13 protein-coding genes are annotated in these 13043 nt (G+C 65.6%); 7 read left to right on the plus strand and 6 right to left on the minus strand.

What is annotated here, in order from left to right; translation table 11 throughout:
* Positions 1-15 precede the first annotated feature (15 nt).
* From C7411_RS09190 to C7411_RS09215, 6 genes are all read left to right on the plus strand, one after another.
* Positions 16-1584 (plus strand): efflux transporter outer membrane subunit, encoded by a 1569-nt coding sequence (locus C7411_RS09190; protein WP_110383631.1) that lies wholly within the window; start codon positions 16-18, stop codon positions 1582-1584.
* Positions 1585-1800: 216 nt separating this feature from the next.
* Positions 1801-2637, plus strand: a complete 837-nt coding sequence (locus C7411_RS09195) for a MetQ/NlpA family ABC transporter substrate-binding protein (protein WP_110383498.1) — start codon at positions 1801-1803, stop codon at positions 2635-2637.
* Positions 2638-2667: 30 nt separating this feature from the next.
* Positions 2668-3780, plus strand: coding sequence for a methionine ABC transporter ATP-binding protein (locus C7411_RS09200; protein ID WP_110383499.1), 1113 nt, complete (start codon positions 2668-2670; stop codon positions 3778-3780).
* Positions 3773-4429, plus strand: a complete 657-nt coding sequence (locus tag C7411_RS09205) for a methionine ABC transporter permease (protein ID WP_110383500.1) — start codon at positions 3773-3775, stop codon at positions 4427-4429. Before C7411_RS09200 ends, C7411_RS09205 begins: the two co-directional genes overlap by 8 nt.
* 75 nt (positions 4430-4504) lie before the next feature.
* Positions 4505-5701 carry an acyl-CoA dehydrogenase family protein gene (locus tag C7411_RS09210; RefSeq protein ID WP_110383501.1) on the plus strand — a complete coding sequence of 399 codons (1197 nt, stop codon included), beginning with the start codon at positions 4505-4507 and terminating at the stop codon, positions 5699-5701.
* Positions 5702-5753: 52 nt separating this feature from the next.
* Positions 5754-7079 carry an Nramp family divalent metal transporter gene (locus C7411_RS09215; protein ID WP_110383502.1) on the plus strand — a complete coding sequence of 442 codons (1326 nt, stop codon included), beginning with the start codon at positions 5754-5756 and terminating at the stop codon, positions 7077-7079.
* 164 nt (positions 7080-7243) lie between these two features.
* On the opposite strand, the gene flhC is transcribed toward C7411_RS09215, so the two are convergent.
* Positions 7244-7846: a flagellar transcriptional regulator FlhC gene (gene flhC, locus C7411_RS09220; RefSeq protein WP_042266671.1), complete on the minus strand. Its 603-nt coding sequence runs from the start codon at positions 7844-7846 to the stop codon at positions 7244-7246.
* A gap of 11 nt (positions 7847-7857) precedes the next feature.
* Positions 7858-8178 carry a flagellar transcriptional regulator FlhD gene (flhD, locus tag C7411_RS09225; protein ID WP_042266670.1) on the minus strand — a complete coding sequence of 107 codons (321 nt, stop codon included), beginning with the start codon at positions 8176-8178 and terminating at the stop codon, positions 7858-7860.
* A gap of 765 nt (positions 8179-8943) precedes the next feature.
* On the opposite strand from flhD, the gene C7411_RS09230 reads away from it, so the two are divergent.
* A complete protein-coding gene (locus tag C7411_RS09230) occupies positions 8944-9405 on the plus strand; it encodes a universal stress protein (RefSeq protein ID WP_110383503.1) in 462 nt (153 codons plus the stop codon).
* 45 nt (positions 9406-9450) lie between these two features.
* Here C7411_RS09230 and C7411_RS09235 read toward each other — a convergent pair whose 3' ends face one another.
* Genes C7411_RS09235 through narJ form a run of 4 tightly spaced genes read right to left on the minus strand, consistent with a single transcriptional unit; the run spans position 9451 to position 13043 of the window.
* Positions 9451-10737: an MFS transporter gene (locus C7411_RS09235; protein ID WP_110383504.1), complete on the minus strand. Its 1287-nt coding sequence runs from the start codon at positions 10735-10737 to the stop codon at positions 9451-9453.
* A gap of 33 nt (positions 10738-10770) precedes the next feature.
* A complete protein-coding gene (locus C7411_RS09240) occupies positions 10771-11559 on the minus strand; it encodes a peptidylprolyl isomerase (protein ID WP_110383632.1) in 789 nt (262 codons plus the stop codon).
* A 34-nt stretch (positions 11560-11593) separates the two neighbouring features.
* Entirely contained in the window at positions 11594-12277 is a 684-nt protein-coding gene (gene narI, locus C7411_RS09245; RefSeq protein ID WP_110383505.1) for a respiratory nitrate reductase subunit gamma, read from the minus strand.
* 58 nt (positions 12278-12335) lie between these two features.
* Complete coding sequence (gene narJ / locus C7411_RS09250; RefSeq protein WP_110383506.1) at positions 12336-13043, minus strand: nitrate reductase molybdenum cofactor assembly chaperone; 708 nt, start codon at positions 13041-13043, stop codon at positions 12336-12338.

The following is a 13043-nucleotide window of genomic DNA, read 5'->3' on the forward strand; positions in this document are numbered from 1 at the left end:
GGGAAAATGATCAACATGACTAACGAATCCAGCTTGCGCTATCGCGCGAATGCCGCGCCGGAGGGCCGGCAGTTCGGGCGTATCACACGAGTCGCAGCGAGCGTCGCGCTCTTTGCCTGGCTCGCGGCCTGCTCGGTCGAGCCGGCCTACAAGGTGCCGGACGCCGCCGTGCCCGCTGCCTACAAGGAAGCGCCGCAGCAGACGCAGGGCGCCAATCCGCACGACGTGGGCACGTGGACGCCCGCGCAGCCCGCCGACGACACCCATCGCGGCGAATGGTGGACGGTGTTCGGCGACCCGGCGCTCGACAAACTCGAGCAGCAGGCGCTCGAAGCGAACCAGGACCTCAAGGCCGCGGCCGCGCGCGTGCAGCAGGCGCGTGCGGTGACGCAGGCCGCGCGCGCCTCGTGGTTCCCGTCGATCGATGCGGGTTTCGGGCCGACCTACGAGCGGGCCTCGCCGGCTTCGCTTTATTACCCGCAAAATTACAATGTGCCCGCTCAAACGCTGTGGCGCGCACAGGCAACGGCAAGCTATGAAGTCGACCTGTTCGGCCGTGTGAGTTCGAACGTTCATGCGGCGCAGGCGGACGCCCAGCAAAGCGAAGCCCTGTTCCTCTCGGTTCAGCTCGCCTTGCAGGCCGATGTCGCGCAGAACTATTTCCAGCTGCGCCAGTTCGACTCCGATGTCGATCTGTACCGCCGCACGGTGGCGCTGCGCGAAGATGCGCTCAAGCTTGTCGAGCGCCGCTTCAAGGAAGGCGACATCAGCGCGCTGGACGTGGCGCAGGCCCGCAACGAGCTCGCGAGCGCGCGTGCCGACGCGGTGGGCGTCGCGCGTCAGCGCGCGGCCTCGGAGCACAGCCTCGCGATCCTGCTCGGCAAGGCGCCCGCGGACTTCACGTTCCCCGAAACGCCGCTTGCGCCAGTGGTCGTGCAAGTGCCTCCGGGTTTACCTTCCACGCTGCTGGAGCGCCGCCCCGACGTGGCCGCCGCCGAGCGCGCCATGGCGGCCGCGAACGCACGCGTGGGTCTCGCGAAGTCGGCGTTCTTCCCGCAGCTCAACATTACCGGTGCGGCTGGCTTCGAGTCGGCCACGCTCGGCGACCTCTTCATGTGGTCGAGCCGCGCATTCCTGCTCGGGCCGCTCGCGGGTACGGCACTCACGCTGCCGCTCTTCGACGGCGGCAGGCGCCGGGCGAATCTCGCCCAGTCGCGCGCGAAGTATGAAGAAGACGTCGCGCAATACCGCCAGCAGGTGCTCGTGGCCTTCCGCGAGGTCGAGGACAATCTCTCCGACCTGCGCCTGCTCGACGACCAGATCCGCCAGCAGAACGACGCGGTGAGCGCTTCGCAACAGTCGGCACAGCTTTCGCGCACGCAGTACGAGGAAGGCGAGGTCAGCTACCTGAACGTGATCGACAGCGAACGGACGGTGCTCGTGTCGCAATTGCAGGCCAGCCATCTGCAGGGTTCGCAGGCTGTTGCGACCGTCAACCTGATCCGTGCGCTGGGCGGCGGCTGGGGCGACGCGAAGCCAGGCGAAGGTACGCCGCCACCGCCGGCGCCGCTCGCGGCGCGTTGAACCGCGCGTCGATCCGCGCGTCAAACCCCCCGCGTAGACAGCCGCAACGCTCGCCGCCTGTGTATATCGCAGGCGGCGATTTCCTTTGCGCAATCGCTTCGTAGACCCGGCCCCGCCGCGCCCCTATCATCGTCTGGACCCATCTGGAGCCAACGCGATGGGCCCTCATCGCGTCGCTCCTCACTGAACGAAGTCCAACTTCCGTCGAGGAACGCGATGATCCGTGCCGTGCGCGCCGTGGGGCGCCCTTCCTTTTTCCAGCGCTTCGGTCTGCTGACGGCAATCGCCGTGTTGCTTGCGGCGGCGGCGCTCGACGCGCACGCCGACACCGCCACGCTCAAGATCGGCATTGCCACCACGCCGCAAACGCCCGCGCTCCAGGAAGCGGCGCGCGAGGCGAAGGCGCAGGGCGTAGACGTGAAGATCATCGAGTTCACCGACTGGAACACGCCCAACGCCGCGCTCGCGAACAAGGATATCGACGCCAACTATTTCCAGCACACGCCGTTTCTGGAAAACGCAGAGAAGCAGGGCGGCTACAAGTTCGTCGCCATCGCGCCGGGCACGATCATGAAGATCGGCCTGTATTCGAAGAAGGTGAAGCGCTTCGAGGATCTCAAGGATGGTGCGACGGTCGCCATCGCGAACGATCCCGTGAACGGCGGCCGCGGCCTGCTGCTGCTGCAGCGCGCGGGCCTCATCAAGCTCAAGCCGGGCGTGGACTATCGCGCCACGACGCTCGACATCGTGTCCAATCCCAAACACCTCAAGATCGTGCAGCTCGAGGCCTCGCAACTGGCGCGCTCGCTCGACGACGTCGATCTCGCGCAAGGCTACCCGAGCTTCATCAAGCTCGCGGGCACTACCGATCCGAATAGCGCGCTGCTCTTCGACGGTGTGGAGAACAAGGCGTTTGCGATCCAGTTCGTCGTGCGGCCCGAGAGCGTGAACGATCCGCGCATCCGCAAGTTCATCGACATCTATCAGCATTCGCCGACCGTGCGCAAGGAACTCGACAAGGCCTTCGGCAACCTCTATGCGGTCGCCTGGTAGCGCGCAATTCACGCACGAGGAGCAGCGAAGATGAAATGGTTCGGAGCGGCGCGCTTTATCGAGGCGGGGCCGACGGCGAGTCAGGCGCAGGGCGATGCCGATGCGTCGCAGCCTGCGGTGGTGTTCGAGAACGTCGGCAAGACTTACGCGCCAGGCGTGCAGGCGGCGCTCGCGGGCGTTGACCTGCAGGTGGCGCGCGGCGAAGTGTTCGGCATCATCGGGCGCAGCGGCGCGGGCAAGTCCACGCTGCTGCGGCTCGTGAACGGGCTCGAAAAGCCCACGAGCGGCAATGTGCGGGTGAACGGCGTGGACGTGGGCGCACTCGACGAGCGCGCTCTGGTGACGCTGCGGCGGCGCATCGGCATGGTGTTTCAGCACTTCAACCTGCTTTCCGCCAAGACCGTGCACGACAACATCGCCCTGCCGCTGAAAATCGCGGGTGTGCCGAAGGGCGACATCGAGGCGCGCGTGAACGTGCTGCTCGATCTCGTCGGCTTGAGCGAACGACGCGATGCGTGGCCCGCGCGCCTTTCCGGCGGCCAGAAGCAGCGTGTGGGCATTGCGCGCGCACTCGTGCACGAGCCCGATATCCTGCTTTGCGACGAGGCGACGTCGGCGCTCGACCCGGAAACCACGCGCGCCATTCTCGCGCTGCTACGCGATATCAACCGGCGGCTCGGCGTCACCATCGTGCTCATCACGCACGAGATGGAGGTTATACGCGACGTTTGCGACACGGTCGCGGTGATCGAGCGCGGCGAGGTGGTGGAGCAGGGGCCCGTGTGGCGCGTGTTCGGCGATCCCCGGCACGAAGCGACGCGCGCGCTCTTGCACACGCCCGGCCACGAGTTGCCCGACGACCTGGCGGCGCGCATTCACGCTTTGCCGCCAGCGGGCGCGCACGCGCTGTTCGACGTGCGTTACACCGGCGAAGCGGCGCAAGAGCCCGACCTCGCCACGCTCGCGCAGGCGTTCGGCGCGCAGGGCGTGCGGTTCGTGCACGGCGGTATCGAGCGGATTCAAGGCCGTGCGCAAGGGCGGCTGGTCGTTTCCGCGCCGGTGCTGAACGCTGCCGAGGCGGCGTCGCTCGCCGAGCGCGCGCGCGGCCATGCGAGCCGCGTGGAGGTGCTGGGCTATGTCTGACGTGTGGATCACCGAACTCCTCGAAGGCATACGCGACACGTTGCTGATGGTCGGCGTATCGGCGGTATTCGCACTCCTGATCGGTATTCCCATTGCGCTGCTGCTCGTCACGACTGCGCGCGGCGGCATTCTGGAGCGGCCCGCGCTCAACACCACGCTGGGCGCGCTCGTCAACGCGTTGCGATCCACGCCTTTCATCATCCTGCTGGTCGCGCTGCTGCCGCTCACGCGCTTCCTCGTGGGCACGACGATCGGCGTGTGGGCCGCCGTGGTGCCGCTCTCCATCGCGGCCATTCCGTTCTTCGCCCGCGTGGCCGAAGTGAGCTTGCGCGAAGTCGATCGCGGCTTGATCGAGGCGGCCCAGGCCATGGGCGCGCAGCGCCGCCATATCGTGTGGCATGTGCTGCTGCCCGAGGCGCTGCCCGGCATGCTCGGCGGCTTCACGATCACCGTGGTGGCGATGATCGGCTCCTCGGCGATGGCGGGCGCCGTCGGCGCAGGTGGTCTCGGCGATCTCGCGATACGCTACGGCTATCAACGCTTCGATACGACGGTCATGGTCACGGTGATCGTGCTGCTGATCGCGATCGTCGCGGCGGTCCAGTTCACGGGCGACGCGCTGGTGCGGCGTCTTTTGCGGCGAACCTGAGCGGCACAAACCGTTCGAGACGGCGCGCAGCCGCTTGCCGCGCGCTTCGCGTTCAGGGCATCACATTCGGGAAATATGGGTATGAACGAAGCACGGCGCCCACACGGGCGGGAACAGGACGCGCGTTTCGCCGCGCTGCTCGAAGCGCTGCGCGCGAACGCCGCGCAACGCGATCTCGCGGGTGGCCACGCGGCCGCCGAGAAGCAGCGCATTGCCGACGCCGGGCTGCTTACGCTCGCAGTGCCCCGCGAATTCGGCGGACAGTTCGGCCAGGACGGCGTGCGCTGGCGCGACATCTACGCGACGATCCGCGCGCTCGCGCGTGTCGACAGCGCGCTTGCGCATCTGCTTGGCTTCCAGTGCCTGCAGGTGGCGAGCGTCGAATTGTGGGGCAGCGCCGCGCAGCGCGCGAACTGGCTGCAAGGCACCGTCGAGCATCGCTGGTGGTGGGGCAATGCCGTGAATCCCCTCGACACGCGGCTCGTCGCGCAGCCAGACAGGGAAGGCGGCTGGCGTCTGCATGGCAAGAAGGGATTCTGTTCGGGTACCTACGGGTCGCAGATGATGACCGTGAGCGCGCACGATCCCGCCACGGGCAGCCCGGTGTTCGCGGTCGTGCCCACCACGCGCGCCGGGATCACGGTGCACGACGACTGGGACCCGATAGGCCAGCGTCAGACCGATAGCGGCACGGTATCGTTCGAGAATGTGAAGGTGCACGCCGCCGAAGTGCTGCAGCGGCCCGACACCCCGCGCGCCACGCTGCGCACGCTGGTCTCCCAGGGCGTGTTGACGAATCTCTTCGTGGGTCTTGCCGAAGGCGCGCTAGAGGAAGCGCGCGCCTACGTGCTCGCGAACGGCCGCCCGTGGGTCAATTCGGGCGTGCAGCACGTGGCCGACGACCCCTTCCTGCAGCAGCGCTTTGGCGAAATGCGCGTGCAGTCGCTCGCGGCGGCGGTGCTGGCCGATCGCGCGGGCGCGCTGCTCGACGCCGCGTGGGACGAAGGCGAAGCGTTGAGCACGGCCACGCGCGCCGAAGTCTCGCTCTCGATTTCCGAGGCGAAGATCGTCGCGCATCGCGCCGCGCTACAGGGCGGCGAGCAACTTTTCGAGGCGTGCGGCGCTCGCGCCACGGGCGCGGCGCTCGCGCTCGACCGTTTCTGGCGCAACGCGCGCGTGCATACGCTGCACGATCCGCTCGACTACCGCCTGCGCGACGTGGGCCGCTATACGCTCTTGAGAGAAGTGCCGCAGCCGACGCTGTACACTTGAGGGCCCGATCGCGTCACGTGCCGCGACGCGTCAACCCTTGAGGATCGAAGCGTTGGAATTCCGACTACCGACCACGGCAACGGCGCCGTTTTGCCCGTCCGAAGTGCAGGGCAGCATCGAGGTGTCGCCGCGCGCGCCGTTCTGGAAGAAGTTCTGGCAATTCGCGGGTCCCGGCCTGCTGGTCTCGATCGGCTACATGGACCCGGGCAACTGGGCCACCGACATCGAGGCGGGCTCGCGCTTCGGCTACAGCCTGTTGTTCGTGGTCGTGCTCTCGAGCCTCGCGGCGATCGCGCTGCAATGCCTTTCCATGCGCCTTGGCATCGTCACGCAACGCGATCTCGCGGAGCTTTCGCGCGAGCGCTATTCAAGACCCGTGGCGCTCGGCCAGTGGGTGCTCGCCGAGCTTTCGATCATTGCCTGCGATCTGGCCGAGGTGCTGGGCGGCGCGCTCGCGTTTCATCTGCTGTTTGGTGTCTCGCTGATGGTGGGCGTGGTGCTCACGGCGTTCGACACGCTCATCGTGCTCGGCCTGAAGGGCAAGAACTTCCGCTCGCTCGAGGCGATCATGGCCGGCTTGATCGCCACAATAGGTCTTGGCTATGTGATCCAGCTCGCGCTCGTGAAGCCGCACTGGCCCTCGGTGTTCGCGGGCGCGGTGCCGTCGTGGCACGCCATCTCCTCGGTGGAGCCGCTGTATCTGGCGATCGGCATTCTCGGCGCGACCGTCATGCCGCACAACCTCTACCTGCATTCGTCGATCGTGCAGACGCGCGCCGTCAAGCGCGACCGTGCAAGCCTCACGCAGGCCATCGGCCTTTCGCGCCTCGACACGATCGTCTCGCTCCTGATCGCGCTCCTCATCAATGCGGCCATCCTGATTCTGGCCGCGGCGGCGTTTCATGCTAACGGGCACACCCAGGTCACCGATATCGAACAGGCGTACAAGCTGCTCGCGCCGATCGTCGGCACGGGCGCGGCGGCGGTGCTGTTCGCGATCACGCTGCTTGCCTCCGGGCAAAGCTCGACGTTCACGGGCACCGTGGCGGGTCAGGTCATCATGGAAGGCTTCCTGCAGATGAAGATTCCGTGCTACCAGCGTCGGCTCATCACGCGCGTGCTCGCGCTGATCCCCGCCTTCGCGGGCGTCGCGCTGCTCGGCAACGGCGCGGTGGGCAAGCTGCTGGTGGCAAGCCAGGTGGTGCTGAGTCTGCAACTGCCGTTTGCGCTCTGGCCGCTCATCCGCATGACGAACGACCGTGCGCTGATGGGCGAGTTCGTGAACCGGCTCCCCACGCGGCTGCTGGCGTGGTTCCTGTTCGCCGTGATCTCGGCGGCGAACCTGTGGCTCGTCTGGCAGACGTTCGGCGGAAATTAGGGCCTGTGATTAGCGTGAACGGGCCTTAAAAGCGGGAAAGATGTAACAGGCGCGCGCCACGAAGGCGGCAAATGGAAAGCGCTTCGCCGTCCGGTGCACTGAGGCACCGGACGGGTTCGCGTCTTGGTCTCGCGTCCGGTCAATCCGGATCTGCTCTCCTACGCTTACGCAGCCTCGGCAATGCCATCCGACGTTACCACTGCCGGAAGGTCGCTCTCGGTCTGCTCGGCGCCCCGTCGCGCTGCAGCCGCCTTTTTCGTCTTGCCGGCTCGCGAAGGAGGCTGGCATGCGCCGCATACGACGTTGTGCTGAAGGTCGTGGCGATGCGCGACGAACTTGCCGCCGCAACGGCAGCAAGGCGTCAACTGCAGAATATCGGCATCGAAAAATCGCACCAGGGTCCACGCACGCGTGAGATCGAGCGCCGGCTCGGCCCCGCTGTGGCGGCAGTGTTCCAGATACAGCCGGAACCCCTTGGTGAGCGCGTCGAGATGCGAGCAACGCGCTTCGTTCCTGAGGAACAGGTACGTGTTATAGAACAGCGAGGCGTGGATGTTGGCCAGCCACGTCATGTACCAGTCCGCCGAGAACGGCAGCATACCTTTGGGCGGCGATACGCCACGGATCTCGCGGTACAGGCGGATCATGCGGTCGCGCGAGAGCGTGAGTTCGCTTTCGAGCACCTGCATGCGCGCGCCCAGCTCGATCAGCGCGATCGCGCGGAATACTTCCTGAGCGTCTTCGGTGAGGCTGCGCCGCGTAGACATGGACATCACCCTCAGGCGAATTGACCAGCCGGCTGTCCCGCAAGCAGGATGGCCGCATGGGTAGCCGCCACGTCTGCATGCCGGGAAGTCTGCGTGAGCGCGGACAACATCGCATGATCGTCGAAGCGGAAAAAACAGAGAAGCTGGTCGGAAGAGGCCAACCTGACGATCTGCGCGAGTGACAGAGCGCCAAGCAGATCGGCCAGTTCCGACGACAGTCCCAGCCGGAACATGCCGACTGGCTTGTCCTCGCGCAGCATGCGCTGTGCGAGCATCAGATACGACAAATTAATTTCGCGGATAGATTCCAGCGTCTCGCTGCTGCGGTCCATTTCTCTAGTTTCCGAAGCCCCGAATTTAACCCCCCGGCTTTTTCGCCGTTGTATCTTTTCTGGTCTTGTGGTCGATCTTCGCTCGTTGGCTCGATCTGACTCTTTGATACAGGTTGTTACATCTCGTAACAACCTTGGAGGGAATTGTATGAGGGCTTATCTCAGAAATCAATCCCTCGGATCAAAAATAATCGTACTGTTGTAAATTACTTTCGGTAAGTTTTGCTGGAACTCGAAATCCGGGTGGCGGCAAGCCGTCGCGACTCCGGCCGAGGCGTACAAACAGGCCGTATGGCATTGGTTTATCGGGATTTCTGCCAGATCGTCGATGCATGCGCAACGAATCGCCGAAGGACAAAAAAACGCCACCCGGTGGAATAAACGTTTAGAAAGAAGTTGGGTTGACAGGTAAAAAATACGGCTCTGCGGATTAATACTTATGACAATTGAGTTGTAACAGATGTTTCGACCCTGACGGCCTATAGCAGGGCAATGTGTAACTGAAATGTTACGAGTGCAGACGGTGGGCGTCGCCGTTGGTTTTTTGGAAAATATGCAGGCTGGATATTGCGCGAAGATCGCACTTGTGAAACGTTTGCGAGCTGCATGTCGATGCGCGGATGCCATTTGTCGAGACGTATGGCGCCGACGAGCGCACCCAGTATTTCATTTATATCACGATGTGATATGAGTGGCATAATGAAAGCGGCGTCGCGGGTACGGCGCGTCCGCCCGCCCGGCGCCGCAAATCATCGGGGAGGGATCATGGCCTCGTTCAACAGGATTCTGCTGTGTTACGACGCAACGCGCGAAGGCCGTCGGGCTTTGCGTGAGGGTGCCGACCTTGCGCGCGAATGCCATGCGCAAACGCATTTGCTGGCCGTGCTCGACCAGGCGCCGCTGCAATGGGGCACGGACATCGCGTCCGCCGTGCCGTTCGAAGCCGCGGAAGAAGCGGCGCGCGATATTCTGCGGGAGGGCGTGGCGTGCCTGCAGGACAAGGGGCTCGTGGCGACGGGGCACTTCGTGGTGGGCCGGCCGATCGATGTGATCGCGAGCTACTGCGCGGAACTCCAGCCCGATCTCGTCGTGGTGGGCCACCACCGGCGCGGGCCGTTCAAGCGCTGGTGGGATGGGCGCGATGATCGCCTGCTGCTCGACCGCGTGTCGTGCAGCGTGCTGGTCGTCACCGCGCCGGATCCGGAGCCCGCGAAGGCGGCGGCCTGAGCCGCCGCCACAATGCCCGAGCGGCAGGACTAGCCGCTGTGCCCCTCAGGCGCTGGGTTGGCCGAGAATCGGCGTGCGCTTGACTTCGGAGATGTAAAGCAGGATCAGCGAGACCCACACGATGCCGTAGAGCAGCATGAAACAGCTCGAACGGATCCTGAGCCAGTCGAGCAGGATGCCGAACAGGATCGGCAGCAGAAAGCCGCCCAGCCCGCCAGCCAGCCCGACAATGCCGGTCACGACGCCCATGTTGGTGGGGAAGTCGTCGGCCACGTACTTGAACGTCGAAGCCATGCCGAACGCGAACACCGCGCCGAGCACGAAGGCGATCGCCACGAAGCCGAACACGGGCATGCTGATATGCAGGGCCGCCTGGCCGTCGATGGTGTGGATCGCGAAGTCCGTGGGCGGGTACGAGAGAATGAACAGACAGATCCACGCCACCCACAGGCCCCACCACGTGACGGTGTGCGCGCCGAGCTTGTCTGCGAGCACGCCGCCCACGGCGCGCAGGATCGAGCCAGGGAGCGAAAAGCCCGCGGCGAAGGCCGAAGCCATGACGAGCGACATGCCGTATTCGGCCTTCAGGTATTGCGGAATCCACAGCGAGAGCGCCGTGAAACCGCCGAAGGTGATCGAGTAGTACTGGCACAGCCGCCACACGCGCGGGTCCGCCAGCACCTTGAACGAGTCGAGCAGCGAGCCGCCCGATTTGCCGGCGCCCGGGTCGCGCGCCGAGCCGAGCCAGAAAATCACGGCGGTCACGATCAGCGCGACGGCGTAGACGCGCGGCACGAAGCGCCAGCCGTAGAGGTTTTCCAGCTGCGGCGTGACGAACAGGTTGACGGCGGCGCCGACCGTGCCCGCGCCGAAAAAGCCCATGGCGAAGCCGCGCTGGCTGGGCGGGAAAAAGCGCGCCACGTACGGCGTACCCACCGCGAACGAGGCGCCCACGCAGCCGAGAAAGAGGCCGATGAGCAGGAACTGCCACAGTTCGTTCGCGTAACTGACGATATACACGGGCACGGCGCAGACCACGAGCAGCGTGGTCATGACGATGCGCCCGCCAAAGCGGTCGGTCCACGCGCCGAGCGGCAGGCGCATGATCGCGCCCGTCAGCACGGGCGTCGCGGTGAGCAGGCCGAACTCGGTGCTGTTGAGCTGGAGCTCCTCGCGCAACTGCACGCCCAGCACGCCGAACATCATCCACACCACGAAGCACACGAGAAACGCGAGCGTGCTCACGAGCAGGACTGACCATGCCCTCGCGCCGACCTTCCCGGGCTGGGCTGCGCTCGCTGCGGGGCGTGCCGGTTCGCTACGCAGATTCATGTTGCCTCCTTCGCGTGGGGGAGCCCATCGACTTCACTGGACGAGCGGACTCGTCGCGGCTTCCAGCGCCGCATTTTCGAGCGTCGCTTCGCAAGCCAGGATCGATACGTACTGCTGTATGGCTTTATGGCGTACGCGCTCGCTGAGAAAGCGCGCGATGTCGGCGCAGACTTCGCCGTAGGGCACCGGATCGCCCGGCACGCGCTGGTCCACGCGCACGAGATGAAAGCCGAAGCGCGTGCGCACGAGTCGCGGCAGCACGCCGATGTCGGCGCAGTCGAACAGCGCCGCTTCGAATTCGGGCACCGTGTCGCCGCGCGTGAGCTGGCCGAGGCTGCCGCCCACGCCCGCCGAAGGACAGTTCGAATACTGGCGCACCAGCGCCTCGAAGGTGTCGGGCGCCTGCTGCAAATCGCGCAGCGTTTCTTCGGCCTTCTGGCGCAGCAGCGCGAGCGGCACGCGGTCGGTAATCGCGAAGAGAATGTGGCTCGCGTACACGAGTTCGTTGCGCACGAAGCGCTTCGCGTGCTGCATGTAGTAGCGCTCGCAGTCTTCGCGCGTGGGCTCGGGCACGCGCAGCTCGCGTTCCAGCAGCGCGTCTAGCGCGCTGTCGTCGAGTTCGGCGCCGGGCGCCAGCAGGTCCAGCGCCACGGCGCGCTGGCGCAGCAGCTCGTGCACGACGAGCGTGCGCCGCGCGGCGAGCGCGGGGTCCGGGTCGTCGGCGTGATTGCGGCACTCGGCCTCGATGGCCGCGAGCCCGATCTCGACGTCGTTCACGCGGGCAGGCAAGCCTGGCGGATCTTGATTGGGGACCGCATTCATCATCGATAGCGCTCCTGGTTCCGGTGGTTGCGATTTAGCGCTTGCGCACGAGCTGGTATGGACGGATCAGATAGAACACCGAAGCGATTCCGCTCCAGATATGGACCATGCGCGTGAAGGGCGAGACGAGGAAGATCGTGAAGCCGAGCGCGATATGGGTTTGATACACGAGCGGCACGCCGTCGAGCAGTCCGGCGATATTGGGCCGGAACGTCACTACGCCTTTCACGTAGTCGGTGAGCTGTTCGAACATCACGCCGTCCATGTGGTGCGACGAGAGCACCACGGTCGCAAGGCCGAGCGCGAGTTGCGCCCATAGCATGAACACGATGAGGATGTCCGATGCTTTGCTGTTCACGCGGATGCGCGTGTCGCCGAGCCGCCGCACGATCAGGATCGTGAGCCCGACAATGGCGAAGCTGCCGGCTATGCCGCCCGCGACCATCGCGAGCAACTGGTGCACGGTGGCCGACATGAATGGCGCGGTGAGCCAGTGCGGTGCGAGAAAGCCGACAAAGTGGCCCAACACCACGACGAGAACGCCCCAGTGGAACAGGTTGCTGCCAAGGCGCAGCGCGCCGCGCCGCAGCAGTTGCGAGGAGTCGCTCTTCCACGTGTACTGCTCGCGATCGAAGCGCACGAGCGAGCCGAACAGCAGGACGGCCAGACAGATATACGGATAGATGCCGAACAGAAACTGATGGAGGTATTGGCCCATGACGGCTCCTTGCTTGCGGTGTGCGAACAACGTGCCCAGCCGGCGTGTTGCGTTTCTTTCAGCGTGATGCTCGCCGCGGGTGGAACGCCACGGGCGCCAGGGAAGGCACTGCAGCCGGGCGCTCCGCACCCATGAATTGCACAGGTTCGTCGGCCCATGCCGCGTCGAGCGCCCGCAGATGCTCCTTGTCGTGCGGTTTGCCTGCGTCGTCGTCGTGCGCGGCCTCGGGCAGATCGGTGCCGCCCGCGCCCGCGAGCGGCAGCAGCGCGCCGGTCACGTAGGCGTAGTGGCTGTTGCGCCGGCTCAGCTCCTGCGTGATCGACTGCAGGATCGCGACGGTTTCGCCAAGCAGCGCGCGCGCCTCGCTGGTCTCCAGAATCGAGAGGTATTCGAGGAACACGGGCAGATAGTCGGGCAACTGGCCCGGCTGCAACAGCATGCCGTGCTTCTCGTAGGTCTGGACGAGGTCGATCATCGCCTGGCCGCGATCGCGCGACTCGCCGTGCACGTGCTCGAACAGATGCAGCGACGTTGCGCGGCCACGGTCGAACAACGCGACGTAGTTTTCCTGCAGTGCGAGCAGATCGCGCGAATCGAGATAGTCGAGGAAGCGTTCGAGCTTCCCGCGCGCCTCGGCGCCGAACGCGCGCTCGCTGCGCACCATCGCGCGCAGTTCGTGCACGGCCTCGATGAGCGGCGCATCGGGATACTCGAGTAGTGACGCAACGAGCCGGTACGTCATGGGCTGGGGTCGAGCCGCGAACAT

It is taken from the genome of Paraburkholderia silvatlantica (genome assembly GCF_003096715.1).
In the GTDB taxonomy this organism is placed as follows: domain Bacteria; phylum Pseudomonadota; class Gammaproteobacteria; order Burkholderiales; family Burkholderiaceae; genus Paraburkholderia; species Paraburkholderia silvatlantica.

Bases quoted from the DNA above. Each gene is read 5' to 3' on its own strand.
- C7411_RS09190 (WP_110383631.1), top strand. From the start codon at position 16: ATGACTAACGAATCCAGCTTGCGCTATCGCGCGAATGCCGCGCCGGAG.
- C7411_RS09195 (WP_110383498.1), top strand. From the start codon at position 1,801: ATGATCCGTGCCGTGCGCGCCGTGGGGCGCCCTTCCTTTTTCCAGCGC.
- C7411_RS09200 (WP_110383499.1), top strand. From the start codon at position 2,668: ATGAAATGGTTCGGAGCGGCGCGCTTTATCGAGGCGGGGCCGACGGCG.
- C7411_RS09205 (WP_110383500.1), top strand. From the start codon at position 3,773: ATGTCTGACGTGTGGATCACCGAACTCCTCGAAGGCATACGCGACACG.
- C7411_RS09210 (WP_110383501.1), top strand. From the start codon at position 4,505: ATGGGTATGAACGAAGCACGGCGCCCACACGGGCGGGAACAGGACGCG.
- flhC (WP_042266671.1), bottom strand. From the start codon at position 7,846: ATGTCTACGCGGCGCAGCCTCACCGAAGACGCTCAGGAAGTATTCCGC.
- flhD (WP_042266670.1), bottom strand. From the start codon at position 8,178: ATGGACCGCAGCAGCGAGACGCTGGAATCTATCCGCGAAATTAATTTG.
- C7411_RS09230 (WP_110383503.1), top strand. From the start codon at position 8,944: ATGGCCTCGTTCAACAGGATTCTGCTGTGTTACGACGCAACGCGCGAA.
- C7411_RS09235 (WP_110383504.1), bottom strand. From the start codon at position 10,737: ATGAATCTGCGTAGCGAACCGGCACGCCCCGCAGCGAGCGCAGCCCAG.
- C7411_RS09240 (WP_110383632.1), bottom strand. From the start codon at position 11,559: ATGAATGCGGTCCCCAATCAAGATCCGCCAGGCTTGCCTGCCCGCGTG.
- narI (WP_110383505.1), bottom strand. From the start codon at position 12,277: ATGGGCCAATACCTCCATCAGTTTCTGTTCGGCATCTATCCGTATATC.
- narJ (WP_110383506.1), bottom strand. From the start codon at position 13,043: ATGTTCGCGGCTCGACCCCAGCCCATGACGTACCGGCTCGTTGCGTCA.